The organism is Enterobacter sp. CFEC122, assembly GCF_052983755.1.
The window spans coordinates 1-18,372 of record NZ_JBRIQR010000026.1 but is presented as its reverse complement, the minus strand read 5'-3'; the positions used below and the strand labels follow the sequence as shown (position 1 = coordinate 18,372).

Below are 18,372 nucleotides of genomic sequence, written 5' to 3'. Positions count from 1 at the left end.
ATAGCGCCCTTTCCATTCCCGGACCCATTTTTCGATGACCGTCTTTTTTGACGGTGGTCGAACTATTGCCTGCAATTAAAGATTAGAGCCGAACAACTATGCCTTTTACACTTGGTCAACGCTGGATCAGCGATACAGAAAGCGAACTTGGATTAGGAACCGTCGTTGCCGTTGATGCGCGCATGGTTACCCTCCTCTTCCCTGCCACCGGTGAAAACCGCCTGTACGCCCGCAATGACTCCCCTGTAACCCGCGTGATGTTTAATCCGGGTGACACCGTGACCAGCCACGACGGCTGGCAGCTCAAGATTGAAGACGTAAAAGAAGAGAATGGACTGCTCGCCTACATCGGCACTCGCCTGGACACCGACGAGGCCAATGTCATCCTGCGCGAAGTGCTGCTCGACAGCAAGCTGGTGTTCAGCAAGCCGCAGGACCGCCTGTTTGCCGGGCAAATCGACCGTATGGATCGCTTCTCCCTGCGCTATCGCGCGCGTAAGTTCCAGAGTGAACAGTACCGCATGCCCTGGAGCGGCCTGCGCGGCCAGCGCACCAGCCTGATCCCCCACCAGCTGAACATCGCCCATGACGTGGGCCGTCGCCATGCGCCGCGCGTGCTGCTGGCAGATGAAGTGGGCCTGGGTAAAACCATCGAGGCGGGCATGATCCTGCACCAACAGCTGCTTTCCGGCGCTGCCGAGCGCGTGCTGATTGTGGTGCCAGAAACCTTACAGCACCAGTGGCTGGTTGAGATGCTGCGCCGCTTTAACCTGCGCTTCTCTCTGTTCGATGACGAACGCTACGCCGAAGCCCAGCACGATGCGGACAACCCGTTTGAAACCGAACAGCTGGTGATTTGTTCTCTCGACTTCGTGCGCCGCAGCAAGCAGCGTCTTGAGCATCTGTGCGATGCCGAGTGGGACCTGATGGTCGTCGACGAAGCGCACCACCTGGTCTGGAGCGAAGACGCGCCGAGCCGCGAATATATGGCTATCGAGCAGCTTGCCGAGCGCGTGCCTGGCGTCCTGCTGTTGACCGCTACGCCGGAACAGCTGGGTCTGGAAAGCCACTTCGCCCGTCTGCGCCTGCTCGATCCAAACCGTTTCCACGACTTCGGGCAGTTTGTGGAAGAACAGAATAACTACCGTCCGGTTGCGGATGCCGTCGCGCTGCTGCTGGCGGGCAAGCGTCTTTCTGATGACGAACTCAACACCCTGAGCGATCTGATTGGCGAGCAGGATATCGAGCCGCTGCTGCAGGCCGCTAACAGCGACAGCGACAACGCGGAATCCGCGCGTAAAGAGCTGATCGACATGCTGATGGATCGCCACGGCACCAGTCGCGTCCTGTTCCGTAACACCCGTAACGGTGTGAAAGGGTTCCCGAAACGCGAACTGCATACCATTAAGCTGCCGCTGCCGACGCAGTATCAGACGGCAATTAAAGTTTCCGGCATCATGGGCGCGCGCAAAACGCAGGAAGAGCGCGCCCGCGACATGCTCTACCCGGAACAAATCTACCAGGAATTTGAAGGCGATACCGGCACCTGGTGGAACTTCGATCCGCGCGTAGAGTGGCTGATGGGCTACCTGACCGCGCACCGCTCCCAGAAGGTGCTGGTGATCTGCGCCAAGGCGGCCACCGCGCTGCAGCTGGAGCAGGTCCTGCGCGAGCGCGAAGGCATTCGCGCCGCCGTGTTCCACGAAGGCATGTCCATCGTTGAACGCGACCGCGCCGCGGCGTGGTTTGCCGAAGAGGACAGCGGCGCTCAGGTTATGCTCTGCTCTGAAATCGGTTCTGAAGGCCGTAACTTCCAGTTCGCCAGCAACCTGGTGATGTTCGATCTGCCGTTCAACCCGGATCTGCTGGAGCAGCGTATTGGTCGTCTGGATCGTATCGGTCAGGCGCACGATATTCAGATCCACGTGCCGTATCTGGAAAAAACGGCCCAGTCCGTGCTGGTGCGCTGGTTCCACGAAGGTCTGGATGCGTTTGAACATACCTGCCCGACGGGCCGCACTATTTACGATCAGGTGCACGGCGATCTGATCGGCTATCTGGCCGCGCCGGAAAACACCGACGGCTTTGACGATCTGATTAAGTCCTGCCGCGAGAAGCACGACGCGCTGAAAGCGCAGCTTGAACAAGGCCGCGACCGCCTGCTGGAGATCCACTCCAACGGCGGGGAAAAAGCGCAGGCGCTGGCTGAGAGCATTGAAGAGCAGGATGATGACACCAGCCTCATCAGCTTCTCCATGAACCTGTTCGACATCGTGGGCATTAACCAGGACGACCGCGGCGAGAACCTGATTGTCCTGACCCCGTCCGATCACATGCTGGTGCCAGATTTCCCGGGCCTTCCGGAAGATGGCTGCACCATCACCTTCGAGCGTGATGTGGCGCTGTCCCGCGAAGATGCCCAGTTCATCACCTGGGAACACCCGCTGATCCGTAACGGGCTGGATCTGATCCTCTCTGGCGATACCGGCAGCAGCACCATCTCCCTGTTGAAAAACAAGGCGCTGCCCGTAGGCACGCTGCTGCTGGAGCTGATCTACGTTGTGGAAGCGCAGGCGCCGAAACAGCTGCAGCTCAACCGCTTCCTGCCACCAACGCCGGTGCGTCTGCTGCTGGATAAAAACGGCACGAACCTCGCAGGACAGGTTGAATTTGAGAGCTTCAACCGCCAGCTGAGCGCGGTGAACCGCCATACCGGCAGCAAGCTGGTCAATGCGGTGCAGCAGGACGTGCATGCCATTCTCCAGCAGGGTGAAACCCAGATTGAAAAAGCGGCCAGAGCGCTGATTGACGCCGCGCGCAGTGAAGCCGACGAGAAACTGTCTGCAGAGCTGTCGCGTCTGGAGGCGTTGAAGGCCGTGAACCCGAACATTCGTGACGACGAGCTGGCGGCGATTGAAAGCAACCGTCAGCAGGTGCTGGAAAGCCTGGATCAGGCAAGCTGGCGTCTGGATGCCCTGCGTCTTATCGTTGTGACGCATCAGTAAACGGAGCGCAAGATGGTGATGGAGCCGTACAATCCGCCACAGGATCCCTGGCTGGTCATTCTGTATCAGGATGAACACATTATGGTGGTCAACAAGCCCAGCGGGCTGTTGTCTGTGCCGGGTCGTCTGGATGAGCACAAAGACAGCGTGATGACGCGCATTCAGCGCGATTATCCTCAGGCGGAGTCGGTCCATCGCCTGGACATGGCGACCAGCGGCGTGATTGTGGTGGCGCTGAACAAAGCGGCAGAACGCGAGCTGAAGCGCCAGTTCCGCGAGCGCGAGCCGAAGAAGCAGTATGTCGCCCGCGTCTGGGGTCACCCGGCGCAGGCGGAAGGGCTGGTGGATTTACCGCTGATCTGCGACTGGCCGAATCGGCCAAAGCAGAAGGTGTGTTATGAAACCGGTAAAGCCGCGCAAACTGAGTATGAAGTGCTTGAGTACGCGCCGGATAATACCGCGCGCGTCCTGCTTAAGCCGATTACCGGACGTTCACACCAGCTGCGCGTGCATATGCTTGCGCTGGGTCATCCGATTCTGGGCGACCGCTTTTACGCGCCGCCTGAAGCGCTGGCCTTAGCGCCACGTCTGCAGCTGCACGCGCAGACGCTTACCATCACCCATCCGGCCTTCGGTAACGCGATGACGTTTAAAGCCCCGGTCGATTTTTAAATTCCTGATGTGAATATTTACTGCCAGCTCACTGTCGACGGTAAATATTCACACAGCATATATATCTCCCCTGCTCATCTGAAAACCCGCCCAAGTTCATTCACGATAATTATCTCTTCCTTAAATAACACTCAGTATTTTTAGAAAGACTAAGGTTTGGATTAAAAAATATTAAATTGAACACGATGCAATTTATTACTGATAATCCAGCTCATTTTAAGGAAATACTAACTCTACCCTATCCAAACGGAGTTATTTTTCTACTCAACAGCCACACTTAGTTTACTCATTGATTCACAAGGAAGTGTATGAACCGTTCGTATAACATCGTCTGGAATTGCGCCAGAAATATGTACATCGTTGCCTCGGAGTTTTCAAAAGGGGACAGCAAAGTCAAATCCTGCGTACGCGCCGGAAGCGCGATCGCAACGTTTATCTTGACAGGTGTTGTGGGTACCGCACACGCCAGTGACACGACGTTTGTTGCAGTCCCGGGTAGTAATACCATCAGTGGTGAATATTCAACGACGAGCCCTAATACCTCGGCGGTATCCGCCTCTGGCTCTGATGTCATCGTCACCGATAACGGCGCCTTAACGATATCCACAACCGGGGATGCAGGCATGGGGCTATCCGTGTCGAATGGAGCGAAAATCACGCTCGATGATTCGGGATCCACAATCCGCACTTCCGGGGAAGGCAGTCATGCGATAACCATTGTCGGTGATAACTCAGAAGCCATGTTGAACAACCTTACCGTTTCGACGGAAGGCGAGATCGCCTCTGCCGTATTGTTTAGCTCTAATGCAAAAGGCACCATTGACGGGGGGAGCTATACGGCGACGGGAGAGGGTTCTTATGGTGTTGAGATATTGAATGGCGCAGACCTGACGATAAAAAACGCGACCATTACGACTTCCGGGTATGGCATGGCTCGGGCTATTGTTAACCGATATGCCACCCTTTCATTAGACAATGTGAATATAAACACCACGGGAGATTTTGGTAATGCAGGTATATATAACGACGGTGAATTGACCGGCTCAAACGTCACGATTACCACTACCGGAAGCCAGAGCTTTGGTATTCAAAACTATACCAACACATTTAATTTAGCGGCATCCCACGTTGAAACTTACGGTGAGCAGTCAGTTGGCATAATGAATACCGGACGCGCAGAACTCACTGACACTCATATCGTCACTCATGGGAAAAATGCTGACGCAATATCCTCTGACGGGGCAAAGAGCACATTCGTACTGAATAACGGTTCAACGATCGCGTCCGGAGAAAATTCGCGGGCAGTGGCGATGACTCACGGTGGAGCCCTTGAGGCGAACAGCACAGATATCACCAGCGAACAATCTGCTGCCATTGCCTTAGAAAGCGCCAGCAGCGCGACCGTCACCCACAGCAACGTTTCCGGTAGCAATGTCGCCTTCTCGTTCAGCGGTGGAAAAAATGTCGCTACGATTGACGGAGGGAGCATTACGGCAACCGCGTCAGGAGGAAGTGCTTTTGCGGTGGATTCCGGATCTGCCGATATTAACGTGAAGAATGTGCAAACGATGAACGCAGACAATCTGCTCACCGTGGCCAATACCACTGATGCAGTCACCCTTCGCGCTGAAAACAGCAAGCTGTCCGGCGCCGTTAAGGCCAGCGGTGATAACGTCAGCATGACGCTGGATGCGAACAGCCAATGGCTGCTGACGGCCGATTCCAGCGTCGGTAATCTTACCAGCAGCGGACGCATCACACTCGGCGATGAAAACGGCAGTACTGGTACACTCAATGTCGGTAATCTCACCCTTCGGGCTAACAGCCAAACTGATGTCTATCTTGACGCAAACGCGACCAGTGCGCCTATTGTCGCTCAGAATGCGACGCTTGATGGCACACTGAATATTACAGGTTACGGTAGTGCCAGCACGCTTTCCGCGGATAGCGCCTTCACGGTGATTGACGCTGAAAATGCAATCAATGGCAATTTTACCAACCTCACCGTCGCGGGCATGGCATCTGGCTCCGTTGACTTCATCACCTTTAGCGGCACCATTGATCCCGCCGACTTGACCAATTACGTCCTGACACCGTCATTAACCTGGTATGCCAGCCAGAACCCAGCGGCAACAGCGGCTCACGGCACATTCACTCTGAACAATCCTGACGGCAGCTTTACGCTGAGCACGGCGCTTGTCGATCAAAACGCCGAAGCCACGACCGGATGGGACGGAAAATCGCTGACCAAAGAGGGGCAAGGTACGCTGATCCTTAATGCCGCAAACAGTTACAGCGGCACAACGGATGTGAACCAGGGCACGCTCTGGCTGGACGAGGCTGGCGTTATCGGCGTACAAAACAGCGAGCAGGCCGTGAATGTCGCGGCAGGCGCCACGTTTGGCGGTTCCAACGGTGTGGTGAACGGCAATGTTAATAGCAAGGGCACCGTTCAGTTCAACGACACGCTAACGATCAATGGTGATCTGAGCAACGCAGGCAGCATTGTCAGCGGCAATATTGAGGGAACCAATGGTGCGACGACCGGCAACACGCTGATCGTAAACGGCGATTACACCAGCAACCAGGGTTCTGTGACGCTAAATACGCAGTTAGGCGACGACACGTCTCCAACCGATATGCTTAACATTACGGGGAATACGTCCGGGAACACCACCCTGTACATTAACAACGTTGGCGGTCAGGGCGCACTGACCCAAAACGGTATTGAAGTGATTCAGGTTGGCGGTGCATCAAACGGTACCTTTGTTCAGGGTAATCAGGTCCAGATTAACGCCTACGAATACCGCCTGTATCAGGACTCAGGGGACTGGTATCTTCGTTCCCAGGCCACGAGTGATAATGGCGACGTAACGCCTCAGTATCGTGCCGATATCGGTTCATACCTCAGCAACCAGTGGCTGGCTCGCGATCTGCAAATGCAGACCCTGTCAGACCGAGAAGGCAGTCAGTTCAAATCGGAAAACGGCACGACATGGGCGCGTTTCAAAGCAGGTAAGAACCAGTCTACTGCGGCAGAGAGCAATATTGATATCGACAGCAACTACTCCCAGTTCCAGATTGGGGGCGATGTTGCCGCCTGGAACAACGGCGAACAAAGCCTGGTGGTCGGGGTTATGGGTAGCTATATCAACGCCAGCAGCGACAGCACTGGCAATAAAGGTGCTGACGGCAGTCGCTTTAGCGCTGACGGTAAAGTCGATGGCTATAACCTCGGAGTCTATGCAACATGGTTTGCCGATGCCCGACAGCATCAGGGTTTTTATGTCGACAGTTGGTATCAGTATGGGATGTACCACAACAGCGTAGATAACGGTGACGTTGGCTCAACGGATTACGATTCAAACGCCAACGCCGTTTCGCTGGAAACAGGCTACCGCTACGATATCGCACTCGGCGACAACACGCTGAGCCTAACGCCGCAGGCACAGGTCGTCTGGCAGGATTACAGTGCGGATGACATCAAAGACAGCAGCGGCACGACGATTGATGGGCAAAACGGCGAAAGCTGGACCACCCGTTTAGGCCTGCGCATTGACAGCAAGATGAATAAGTCGAACGACGCGGTTATCCAGCCGTTTGCGGAGGCCAACTGGCTGCATACCTCTGAAGACACGGCAGTCAACTTTGGTGACACACAGATCAAACAGGACCTTCCTGCCGATCGTGCGGAGCTGAAAGCGGGTATTCAGGCAAATGTGAGCAAACAATGGAGCGTTATTGCCCAGGTCTCCGGACAGAAAGGTGATAATGATTACAGCGATGTAAACGGTAGCCTGAACGTACGCTACAGCTGGTAACGCTGTATAAAGGGCCTGGCAGCTCATGCCGTCAGGCCCTTCATCATTCTAAAAAGGGGCTTATTTGAAGCCTTTCTTCTCTTTAATCAGCTCGTACGCTTTCTGAATTTCCTGCGCTTTTTGCTTCGCCATCTCCATCATTTCAGGCGGTAAGCCTTTTGCAACGAGCTTGTCTGGATGGTGCTCGCTCATGAGCTTACGATAGGCACGTTTGATGGTGGTCTGATCGTCAGAGGGTTTTACGCCAAGCACGTTGCAGGCATCTTCCAGCGTCGGACCACGCTGCGCCTGCTGCCAGGCACCGCCAGAAGACTGCTGGTGATACCCGCCGCCAAACTGCGCGCCACCCTGCATCATGCGCAGGAACTGATCGAACTGCATACGGGAGATACCCAGCTCTTCCGCAATCACGTATAAAACATCGCGTTCGTTAGGGTGAAGCGAGCCGTCGGCGAAGGCCGCCTGAATCTGAATTTCCAGAAACATCCGAATTAAATCAAAACGGCCGAAGCAGATGCTGCGGAACTGGCGCATTTTTTCGCGAAGCGGGTAGTTATCGGATTTCCCGATGCGAAACGCATTTTGCGCCTCCAGGCGGGAGTCACCGTGCAGATTCATGCGATCCATAAAGACGCTGGCAATCTGAATATCGGCTTCCGTGACGCGCCCTTTGGATTTGGTTAAATGCCCCATCACCTCAAAAGTGGTGGAGAAAAAGAGTGACTGGCGCTCGCGCTGGTTGGCAAACCAGGCCATTTTACGGCTGCGCGCCTTATCAAACATATGGCCAATAATAAGCCCCAGCACTATTCCCCAGAACCCGGCACCCATGATGATGGCGAACGCAACGCCGATTATTTTACCCCAATACTGCATATACTCCCCGGATAGTCATATTCCTGGCCGACGCAACGTCATCATCACTGTGTTCAAGTCACGGTCAATTGAAGGACATCGCCTATAATTTGCTTTATCATACTCGTCATTCGATAGCGAGCCTAACACTCTGGCACGCAAACGGGCAGGATTAACGCTGGTACTGCGCAGATGAGTAAGATAGTCTCTGAGCGTTTGTAAGCCGTAGCCACTGATGACGGAACAATAAAATACAACGTATGAAAAAACGTATCCCCACCCTCCTGGCCACAATGATTGGCACCGCCCTGTACAGTCAACAGGGGCTGGCGGCCGATCTCGCCTCGCAGTGCATGCTTGGCGTCCCAAGTTATAATCGCCCACTGGTGAGTGGCGATACCAATAGCTTGCCGGTAACCATTACTGCCGACAGTTCAAAAGGGACTTACCCTGACAATGCCACCTTTACAGGCAATGTCGATATTAACCAGGGCAATAGCCGCCTGCAGGCAGATGAAGTGCAGTTGCACCAGAAGCAGCCGGAAGGTGCGGCCGAGCCGGTACGAACGGTGGATGCGCTGGGTAATGTGCACTATGACGACAATCAGGTCATCCTGAAAGGTCCGAAAGCCTGGTCAAACCTGAATACCAAAGACACTAACGTCTGGAAAGGTGATTACCAGATGGTGGGTCGCCAGGGGCGCGGTGACGCGGACCTGATGAAACAGCGCGGTGAAAACCGCTATACGATCCTGGAAAATGGCACGTTCACGTCGTGTCTGCCGGGTTCAAATACCTGGAGCGTGGTCGGGAGCGAAGTTATCCATGACCGCGAAGAGCAGGTCGCAGAGATCTGGAACGCCCGCTTCAAGGTGGGTCCGGTCCCCATATTCTACAGCCCTTATCTGCAGCTTCCGGTGGGTGACAAACGTCGCTCCGGTTTCCTGATCCCGAATGCCAAATACAGCACCACGAACTACTTTGAGTTCTACCTGCCGTATTACTGGAACATCGCGCCTAACATGGATGCGACGATCACGCCGCACTATATCCACAAGCGCGGTAACGTCATGTGGGAGAACGAGTTCCGCTATCTGACTCAGGCAGGTGCGGGTCTGATGGAGCTGGATTATCTGCCGTCGGATAACGTTTACAAGGACGACGCCAGAAACGTTTCTGGTGATAACCGTCACCGCTGGCTGTACTACTGGCAGCATTCCGGGGTGATGGATCAGGTGTGGCGCTTTAATGTTGATTACACCAAAGTCAGCGATTCGGCTTATTTTAATGACTTTTCGTCCAAATACGGCTCGAGTACTGATGGCTATGCCACGCAGAAATTCAGCGTAGGCTATGCGGTGCAGAATTTTGATGCAACCGTCTCGACCAAGAAATTCCAGGTGTTTTCTGACCAGTCCACGCCTACCTATGGTGCTGAGCCACAGCTGGACGTCAACTGGTACCAGAATGACGTAGGTCCATTCGACACCCGGATTTACGCTCAGGCAGTGCATTTCGTTAACACGGATTCGGACATGCCTGAAGCCACGCGTGTTCACCTTGAGCCGACGATCAATCTGCCGTGGTCTAACGACTGGGCAAGCCTGAATACCGAAGCCAAGCTGATGGCGACTCACTATCAGCAAAAAAATCTTGATAATTACAACTCAACTAACAGTGCGCATCTGGAAGAGTCGGTCAACCGAACGCTCCCTCAGTTTAAAATGGACGGCAAGCTGATTTTCGAGCGTGATATGGCCCTGCTGGCGGATGGTTATACCCAGACGCTTGAACCGCGGATGCAGTATTTGTACGTGCCATACCGCGACCAGAGCAATATTCAGAACTACGACTCCTCTTTACTGCAGTCTGACTATAGTGGTCTGTTCCGTGACCGTACTTACGGTGGTCTGGACCGTATCGCCTCAGCGAACCAGTTAACGACCGGCGTCACAACACGTGTTTATGATGATGCAGCCGTTGAACGTTTTAACGTTTCTGTGGGTCAAATCTACTACTTCACAGAGTCTCGCACGGGCGATGACAATATTCAGTGGGAGAAAGACAACAAAACGGGATCGATAGTTTGGGCGGGAGATACCTACTGGCGTATGACTGACCGTTGGGGCCTGCGTGGCGGCGTGCAATATGACACGCGTCTCGACAACGTTGCTAACAGTAGTGCCGCCATAGAGTATCGTCGTGATGAAGATCGCATGATTCAGGTAAGCTATCGCTACGCTAGCCCGGAATACATTCAGGCAACGCTACCGAAAAGCAATGACCAGAACAGCATCAACTACTGGAAATCACCGCAATATTCGGATGGTATTTCTCAGGTCGGTGCGGCAGCGAGTTGGCCTATCGCCGACCGTTGGTCAATCGTAGGCGCTTACTACTTTGACACTAACACCAATAAAGCTGCTGACCAGATGTTGGGGCTGCAATATAACTCCTGCTGCTACGCGCTGCGTGTCGGTTACGAACGTAAGCTTAACGGCTGGGAAAACAATCAGAGCAAATACGATAACGTGATTGGCTTTAACTTCGAGTTACGCGGCCTGAGTTCCAACTACGGTCTGGGTACGCAGAAAATGCTGCGCTCGAACATTCTGCCTTACCGCAGTTCCTTGTAATGTGCTTGATTTGCAACGTAATCCGCTTTGCGGTTAATTGAAATGGAAAAAGTATGAAGAACTGGAAAACGCTGCTGCTCGGTGTCGCTATGGTTGCGAATACCAGCTTCGCGGCCCCCCAGGTTGTTGATAAAGTCGCTGCTGTGGTTAACAACGGCGTCGTGCTTGAAAGTGACGTTGACGGTCTGATGAAATCGGTGAAGCTCAATTCGGGCGAAGCGGGTCAGCAGCTTCCGGATGACGCTACGCTGCGCCACCAGATCCTGGAACGCCTGATCATGGATCAGATCGTTCTTCAGATGGGGCAGAAAATGGGTGTGAAGGTTACTGACGAGCAGCTCGATCAGGCGATCGCTAACATCGCAAAGCAGAACAATATGTCTTTAGACCAGATGCGCAGCCGTCTGGCCTATGACGGCATCAGCTACGCTACCTACCGTAACCAGATCCGTAAAGAGATGCTGATTTCGGAAGTGCGTAACAACGAAGTGCGTCGCCGCGTTACTATCCTGCCTCAGGAAGTGGACGCGCTGGCAAAACAGGTGGGTAACCAGAACGATGCAAGCACAGAGCTGAACCTGAGCCACATTCTGATCCCACTGCCAGAGAACCCTACGTCCGATCAGGCTGCGGAAGCAGAAAGCCAGGCACGTTCAATTGTCGAACAGGCGCGTAACGGCGGTGACTTTGGCAAGCTGGCCATCACCTACTCCGCAGACCAACAGGCGCTGAAAGGCGGCCTGATGGGCTGGGGACGTATTCAGGAGCTGCCATCCCTCTTTGCTCAGGCACTGAGCACGGCTAAGAAAGGCGATATCGTCGGTCCAATCCGTTCAGGCGTGGGCTTCCACATTCTGAAAGTGAACGATCTGCGCGGCCAGAGCCAAAATATCTCCGTTACCGAAGTTCACGCTCGCCACATTCTGCTGAAGCCGTCACCAATCATGACTGACGATCAGGCGCGTGCGAAGCTGGAACAGATTGCGGCAGATATTAAGAGCGGTAAAACCTCGTTTGCGAAAGCAGCAAAAGAGTTCTCTCAGGATCCTGGCTCTGCTAACCAGGGTGGCGATCTGGGCTGGGCAGCGGCGGATATTTACGATCCTGCCTTCCGTGACGCGTTGATGAAGCTGAACAAAGGCCAGATCAGCGCGCCGGTCCACTCTTCGTTTGGCTGGCATCTGATCGAGTTGATGGACACTCGTAACGTTGATAAAACGGATGCAGCACAAAAAGACAGAGCCTACCGCATGCTGTTTAACCGTAAGTTCTCTGAAGAAGCAGCCACCTGGATGCAGGAACAACGCGCCAGTGCTTACGTGAAAGTGCTGAGCAACTAATGAAACAGCATCGTGTTGTTATCACGCCCGGCGAACCCGCCGGGATTGGGCCTGACCTCGTTGTCCAGCTTGCCCAGCGCAGCTGGCCAGTAGAACTGGTTGTCTGCGCCGATGCAACACTGTTACAAGACCGGGCAGCGCTGCTCGGTCTGCCTTTAACGCTCATCCCTTACGTTGAAGGTCAACAGCCTGCACCGCAGCAAGCCGGTACCCTCACCCTTCTTTCTGTTCCCCTTCGTACGCCGGTCATTCCCGGCCAGCTCAGCACGGAAAACGGCCACTATGTCGTTGAAACCCTTGCGCGCGCCTGCGACGGTTGCCTGAAGGGCGAATTTGCCGCCCTGATTACCGGCCCCGTCCACAAAGGCGTGATCAACGAAGCGGGCATACCGTTTACCGGGCATACGGAGTTCTTTGAAGAGCGCTCGCACAGTCCGAAAGTGGTGATGATGCTGGCGACGGAAGAAATGCGCGTTGCGCTGGTGACCACCCATCTGCCGATCAAAGCGATTCCTGATGCGATCACGCCTGAACTCCTGCGCGAGATCATCGGGATTTTGCATCACGATCTGCAGACAAAATTTGGGATCCCGCAGCCGCATGTGCTGGTCTGCGGCCTGAATCCGCACGCCGGCGAAGGCGGGCACATGGGTACCGAAGAGATCGACACCATCATTCCGGTACTCAACGAAATGCGGGCGAAGGGGATGAATCTCAGCGGTCCGCTGCCTGCTGATACCCTTTTCCAGCCGAAATACCTGGATAATGCCGACGCCGTGCTCGCGATGTACCACGATCAGGGCCTGCCCGTGCTAAAATACCAGGGCTTTGGCCGCGGCGTGAATATCACCCTCGGTTTACCCTTTATTCGAACGTCCGTTGACCACGGTACTGCGCTGGATCTGGCAGGCCAGGGGAAGGCGGATGTCGGCAGTTTTATTACGGCGCTTAATCTCGCCATCAAAATGATTGTTAATACTCAATGACTAATCGAGTCCATCAGGGCCACTTAGCCCGTAAACGTTTCGGGCAAAACTTCCTAAACGATCAGTTCGTGATCGAAAGCATTGTCTCGGCTATTAATCCGCAAAAAGGCCAGGCGATGGTCGAAATCGGCCCGGGTCTTGCCGCGCTGACCGAGCCGGTAGGCGAACGCCTCGACGAACTGACCGTCATCGAACTGGACCGCGATCTGGCCGCACGCCTGCAAACGCACCCGTTCCTCGGGCCGAAGCTGACCATCTATCAGCAGGACGCCATGACCATGAACTTCGGCGAACTGTCAGAAAAAATGGGTCAGCCGCTGCGCGTATTCGGCAACCTGCCGTATAACATCTCCACGCCGCTCATGTTCCACCTCTTTAGCTATACTGATGCCATTGCCGACATGCACTTCATGTTGCAAAAAGAGGTGGTTAACCGCCTGGTTGCAGGCCCGAATAGTAAAGCGTATGGTCGTTTAAGCGTGATGGCGCAATATTACTGCAACGTGATCCCGGTACTCGAAGTACCGCCGTCAGCGTTCACACCACCACCGAAAGTGGATTCAGCGGTTGTGCGCCTTGTGCCGCACAAAACGAAACCGTACCCGGTAAAAGATCTGCGTGTACTGAGCCGCATTACCACTGAAGCCTTTAACCAGCGTCGTAAAACGATCCGTAACAGCCTCAGCAATTCCTTCACCGTTGAGGTGTTAGCTGAGCTTGGGATCGACCCGGCAATGCGTGCGGAGAACATCTCCGTAGAGCAATACTGCAAGCTGGCTAATTACATCAGCGAAAATGCGCCGCCGAAGGAGAGTTAAGCCATGATTGATTCGCCCCGCGTATGTGTCCATGTACAAAGCGTTTATGTTGAATCACAGTCCTCACCGGATGAAGAACGTTTTGTCTTTGCTTACACCGTGACCATTCGCAATCTGGGGCGGACGCCCGTGCAGCTGCGCGGTCGCTACTGGCTTATCACCAACGGCAATGGCCGCGAAATCGAAGTCCAGGGGGAAGGTGTGGTCGGTGAACAGCCTCATATCGCCCCTGGCGAAGAGTACCAGTACACCAGCGGCGCGGTGATTGAAACGCCGATGGGTACCATGCAAGGCCATTATGAAATGGTCGACGTCGATGGTAATGATTTCCGCGTTGCCATTCCTGTGTTCCGTCTCGCCGTAACCACACTCATTCATTAATCTAATGTCTACATATCTGATTGGCGACGTTCACGGTTGCTACGATGAACTGATCGCATTATTAAAACAGGTCGACTTTACGCCAGGACAGGACACACTCTGGCTGACGGGCGATTTAGTCGCGCGTGGCCCCGGCTCCCTTGAAGTATTACGTTTCGTCAAATCGCTAGACGACAGCGTGCGCATGGTGCTGGGCAATCACGATCTGCATCTGCTGGCGGTGTTCGCCGGGATCAGCCGCAACAAGCCTAAAGATCGCCTCACCCCGCTGCTGGATGCGCCGGATGCCGACGATCTGATTAACTGGCTGCGCCGTCAGCCGCTGCTGCAGGTCGACGAAGAGAAAAAGCTGGTCATGGCGCATGCCGGGATCACGCCACAATGGGATCTTGAGACGGCGAAAACCTGTGCGCGCGACGTTGAGGCGGTGCTGGCGAGCGACTCCTATCCTTTCTTCCTCGATGCCATGTACGGCGATATGCCGAACCACTGGAGCGAGGATCTCAGCGGTCTGGCGCGTCTGCGCTTTATTACCAACGCCTTCACCCGCATGCGTTTCTGCTTCCCGAACGGACAGCTGGACATGTATTCCAAAGAGACGCCGGAGAGCGCGCCCGCTCCGCTCAAACCGTGGTTTGCCATTCCGGGGCCGGTGACAAGTGAGTACAACGTGGTATTTGGTCACTGGGCTGCACTGGAAGGAAAAGGAACGCCGGAAGGGATCTACGGTCTGGATACCGGATGCTGCTGGGGCGGAGAGTTAACCTGCTTACGCTGGGAAGATAAAACTTACTTTGTTCAGCCGTCCAACCGACAGCTGGACTTAGGGGAAGACGAGGCGGTTGCCTCCTGATATGCACTTCCCTCTCCCGGCCGGGAGAGGGAAAAAATCACTTAACGACGTTCCAGAATCTCGAAGCAGTAGCTGTGGGAGTTCTGTGCATCCGCGTCGTGGAATTCACTGAACACCGATTCCCACTCGTCCGGATCGTAGTCAGGGAAATGGGTATCCCCTTCCACTTCCGCATCAATGTGGGTCAGATACAGCTTCTGCGCTTTTGGCAGGAACTGCTCGTACACGCGCCCGCCGCCAATCACCATGATCTCTTCGGCATTGCCGCATGCAGCAATCGCCTCGTCGACTGATTTTACCCATTCGACGCGATCGTCAGTGCCCGGCTGGCTGCTGATAACGATATTTTTACGACCCGGCAATGGACGACCAATCGACTCCCAGGTCAGGCGGCCCATCACTACCGGCTTGTTTAACGTAGTACGTTTAAACCATGCGAGATCGGCAGGCAGGTTCCACGGCATGGCATTTTCCATACCGATAACGCGGTCCACCGCCAGCGCTGCAATCAGACTGATCATTGAAAATTTCCCGGATGCAAAAAATTGCCGCCACTATACGGAAAGCTTAATCTTTCGTCGACTGGCGGCAGGGTAAAGATAAAGAAATTTTTTATTATTGCTGGCAACTCCACTTCACGCGGAAGGTTTACTCTCCGGTTCGTCAGCCGGATCCCCGGTATGCTTGCCCTCTTCCGTTCCCTGCCAGCCGTGACGCTGGATCAGCGACAGGTGATTACGGTCCTCGTTAATGATTTCCGTCAGCATCGCGCTGGTGCGTTTAAACACCGCCGCACGCTCGGTGGCCGTACTCCCGGCCATCGCCGCCATCTCTTCCACCATCTCAGTATTAAAGCGACGGAACAGGTCCGCACGCTCGCGCGCTTCGTACGCGCCGAGCCCCAGATTTTCCAGCGCCATGCGGCCAGATTTCAGCGCACCTTCAAAGGTTTCACGCTCCGGTGCTTCTACCCCCGCCTGCCGCAGCCGGATATAGTGATCCACATCGCGGGCGCGGGAAATGATGGTCAGATTCGGGAAATGTTCTTTCGCCATTTCCACCATCTGCATGCTGGTCTCCGGATCGTCAATGGCGTTAATCAACACCTCCGCGTTTGCCGCCCCGGCAGATTCCAGCAGATCGACGCGGGTCGCGTCGCCGTAAAACACCTTCATATCAAATTTTCGCAGGGTATCGACATGGTCGGGGTCGTGATCGAGGATAACCATTTTCACTCCGCTGGACAGCAGCAGACGGCCAACGATCTGCCCGTAGCGGCCAAATCCGGCAATAATGACGCGCGGCTGCTCTTCGTCAATTTCATCGGCTTCGCGCTCCTGCTCGCTACCCGATTTTTCCAGACGCGTCAGCACCACCAGCAGAATAGGCGTCGCGGCCATCGAAAGCGCGACCGCGAGCGTCAGCGCTTTCGCCCATTCTGGGTCGAGGACGTTTGCCATCTGTGCTGCGCCAAAGACCACAAACGCAAATTCGCTCCCCTGCCCCAGCAGAACCGCAAACCAGCTGCGCTGCTTATTCGGCACCTTCAGCGGACGCGCAATCAGCCACAGCATCGCCATTTTAATGATCAGGAAGCCAACCAGCAGGATGACGATCCGCAGCGGGTGCGTCACCAGCGTGCCGAAGTCGACGGACATCCCCACGCCGATGAAAAACAGCCCCAGCAGCAAGCCTTTAAACGGCTCGATATCGCTTTCCAGCGCGTGACGGTATTCGGAACTCGCCAGCAGAACGCCGGCCAGGAACGCCCCCATCGCCATCGACAGCCCGGCTTCCTCCAGCAGCAAACCAAAGCCAAACACCAGGAAGAGCGCCACGGCGCTGAACACTTCGCGAAGGCCCGAGCGGGCAACGAACCGCAGCAGCGGACGGGTGACGTAGCGACCAAGCAGCACCACCAGCGCCAGCGCCCCCACCACTTTTAATGCCGACAGCGCAAACGCCCCCAGCGTCGTGGCGGAACCGCTGGCCGCCAGCAGTGGGATCATCGCCACCAGCGGGATAGCGGCAATGTCCTGGAACAGCAGCACCGAGAACGCGCTGCGTCCCATCTGGGAGACCGTCAGATTGCGCTCGTTCATGGCCTGCATGGCAATGGCGGTCGAGGAGAGTGCCAGCGTCATGCCGATAAGCTCTGCCACTTTCCAGTCCATGCCCAGCAGGATGCAGAACCCACCCAGCAGCAGGCCGCAGGCCACCATCTGCAGCGCCCCGCCGCCAAACACCGAGGCGCGAAGCTTCCACAGGCGCTGCGGATCGAGTTCCAGACCAATCACAAAGAGCATCAGCACAACGCCGATTTCAGCGAAATGGAGGATTGCCTCTGCATCCGTCACCAGTCGAAAGCCCCACGGCCCAATGACGCAGCCCGCAATCAGATAGCCGAGAACAGAGCCCAGTCCCAGGCGAACCGCCACGGGCACAATCAGCGCCGCCGCGCCGAGGTATATCAGCGCCTGTATCAGCGTATGGCTATCCATGGTGCGCCTCCTGCCACTCAAGTAAGCGTTGTTTATAATGGCGCGCCTGCGCCTGCAGCGTTTCATCGTCGCAGACAAAAGTGCAGTGCATCGCAAAAGGCGGGAGCCAGTTCAGCCCGCAATAAAGTGCGGTCGCTTGCAGCGGCTGTGCCAGAACCTCAAACCCCGGGAAGGAACCAATATCAAAGTGGCTTTCCCCTCCACCCGTGGTGACCGCCCACATCAGGCTTTTCCCTTTTAGCGCATTGCCGTTGTGGCCATACGCCCAGCCGTGGGAGAAGACTTTATCAATCCACAGCTTCAGGAGCGGGGGCGTGCTGTACCACTGCATGGGATGCTGCCAGACGATCAGATCGGCACGGGAGAGCGCCTCCTGTTCGGCGGCAATATCGATGTTGAAATCGGGATAGAGTTGATAGAGGGAACGTATCTCGACGTTTTCAAGCGTCCTTACCTGCTCAAGCATCCGCTTATTCGCATGCGAGTGCTGCGGATAGGGGTGCG

At 55.2% G+C, this 18,372-nt stretch carries 13 protein-coding genes; 9 read left to right on the top strand and 4 right to left on the bottom strand.

The annotated features are described in order from the left end of the window. Positions 1 to 98 precede the first annotated feature (98 nt). The 3 genes from rapA to ACVCAM_RS17475 all read left to right on the top strand — a co-directional run bounded on the left by rapA (position 99) and on the right by ACVCAM_RS17475 (position 7,498). Positions 99 to 3,005 carry an RNA polymerase-associated protein RapA gene (gene rapA / locus ACVCAM_RS17485; RefSeq protein ID WP_008502013.1) on the top strand — a complete coding sequence of 969 codons (2,907 nt, stop codon included), beginning with the start codon at positions 99 to 101 and terminating at the stop codon, positions 3,003 to 3,005. Positions 3,006 to 3,017: 12 nt separating this feature from the next. Further along, entirely contained in the window at positions 3,018 to 3,677 is a 660-nt protein-coding gene (rluA, locus tag ACVCAM_RS17480) for a bifunctional tRNA pseudouridine(32) synthase/23S rRNA pseudouridine(746) synthase RluA (RefSeq protein ID WP_008502014.1), read from the top strand. Positions 3,678 to 3,985: 308 nt separating this feature from the next. After that, a complete protein-coding gene (locus ACVCAM_RS17475) occupies positions 3,986 to 7,498 on the top strand; it encodes an autotransporter outer membrane beta-barrel domain-containing protein (protein WP_348581695.1) in 3,513 nt (1,170 codons plus the stop codon). 60 nt (positions 7,499 to 7,558) lie between these two features. Here ACVCAM_RS17475 and djlA read toward each other — a convergent pair whose 3' ends face one another. Further along, on the bottom strand, positions 7,559 to 8,374 hold the full coding sequence (djlA, locus tag ACVCAM_RS17470) for a co-chaperone DjlA (protein ID WP_008502016.1): 816 nt from the start codon (positions 8,372 to 8,374) through the stop codon (positions 7,559 to 7,561). A gap of 239 nt (positions 8,375 to 8,613) precedes the next feature. Between djlA and lptD the strand changes: the two genes are divergently transcribed. The 6 genes from lptD to apaH are packed head-to-tail and all read left to right on the top strand — an operon-like array spanning position 8,614 to position 15,367. Next, positions 8,614 to 10,989: an LPS assembly protein LptD gene (gene lptD / locus ACVCAM_RS17465; protein WP_025912155.1), complete on the top strand. Its 2,376-nt coding sequence runs from the start codon at positions 8,614 to 8,616 to the stop codon at positions 10,987 to 10,989. 53 nt (positions 10,990 to 11,042) lie between these two features. Further along, entirely contained in the window at positions 11,043 to 12,329 is a 1,287-nt protein-coding gene (gene surA / locus ACVCAM_RS17460) for a peptidylprolyl isomerase SurA (protein ID WP_025912154.1), read from the top strand. Continuing rightward, positions 12,329 to 13,315, top strand: coding sequence for a 4-hydroxythreonine-4-phosphate dehydrogenase PdxA (gene pdxA, locus ACVCAM_RS17455; RefSeq protein WP_008502019.1), 987 nt, complete (start codon positions 12,329 to 12,331; stop codon positions 13,313 to 13,315). The genes surA and pdxA overlap by 1 nt, the downstream gene beginning before the upstream one ends. Further along, the gene (rsmA, locus tag ACVCAM_RS17450; RefSeq protein WP_008502020.1) at positions 13,312 to 14,133 is read left to right on the top strand and encodes a 16S rRNA (adenine(1518)-N(6)/adenine(1519)-N(6))-dimethyltransferase RsmA; all 822 of its coding nucleotides are present in this window, start codon (positions 13,312 to 13,314) and stop codon (positions 14,131 to 14,133) included. Before pdxA ends, rsmA begins: the two co-directional genes overlap by 4 nt. A gap of 3 nt (positions 14,134 to 14,136) precedes the next feature. Continuing rightward, positions 14,137 to 14,514, top strand: a complete 378-nt coding sequence (apaG, locus tag ACVCAM_RS17445; protein WP_008502021.1) for a Co2+/Mg2+ efflux protein ApaG — start codon at positions 14,137 to 14,139, stop codon at positions 14,512 to 14,514. Positions 14,515 to 14,518: 4 nt separating this feature from the next. Beyond that, on the top strand, positions 14,519 to 15,367 hold the full coding sequence (apaH, locus tag ACVCAM_RS17440; protein WP_044597163.1) for a bis(5'-nucleosyl)-tetraphosphatase (symmetrical) ApaH: 849 nt from the start codon (positions 14,519 to 14,521) through the stop codon (positions 15,365 to 15,367). A 41-nt stretch (positions 15,368 to 15,408) separates the two neighbouring features. Here the strand turns inward: apaH and folA are convergent, their stop codons facing one another. From folA to kefF, 3 genes are all read right to left on the bottom strand, one after another. Beyond that, positions 15,409 to 15,888 carry a type 3 dihydrofolate reductase gene (gene folA / locus ACVCAM_RS17435; protein WP_008502023.1) on the bottom strand — a complete coding sequence of 160 codons (480 nt, stop codon included), beginning with the start codon at positions 15,886 to 15,888 and terminating at the stop codon, positions 15,409 to 15,411. 114 nt (positions 15,889 to 16,002) lie between these two features. Next, positions 16,003 to 17,868, bottom strand: coding sequence for a glutathione-regulated potassium-efflux system protein KefC (gene kefC, locus ACVCAM_RS17430; RefSeq protein ID WP_159125666.1), 1,866 nt, complete (start codon positions 17,866 to 17,868; stop codon positions 16,003 to 16,005). Continuing rightward, positions 17,861 to 18,372, bottom strand: a 512-nt coding sequence (gene kefF / locus ACVCAM_RS17425) for a glutathione-regulated potassium-efflux system oxidoreductase KefF (protein ID WP_447093629.1), incomplete at its 5' end; no start/stop codon positions are given. The genes kefF and kefC, both read right to left, overlap by 8 nt.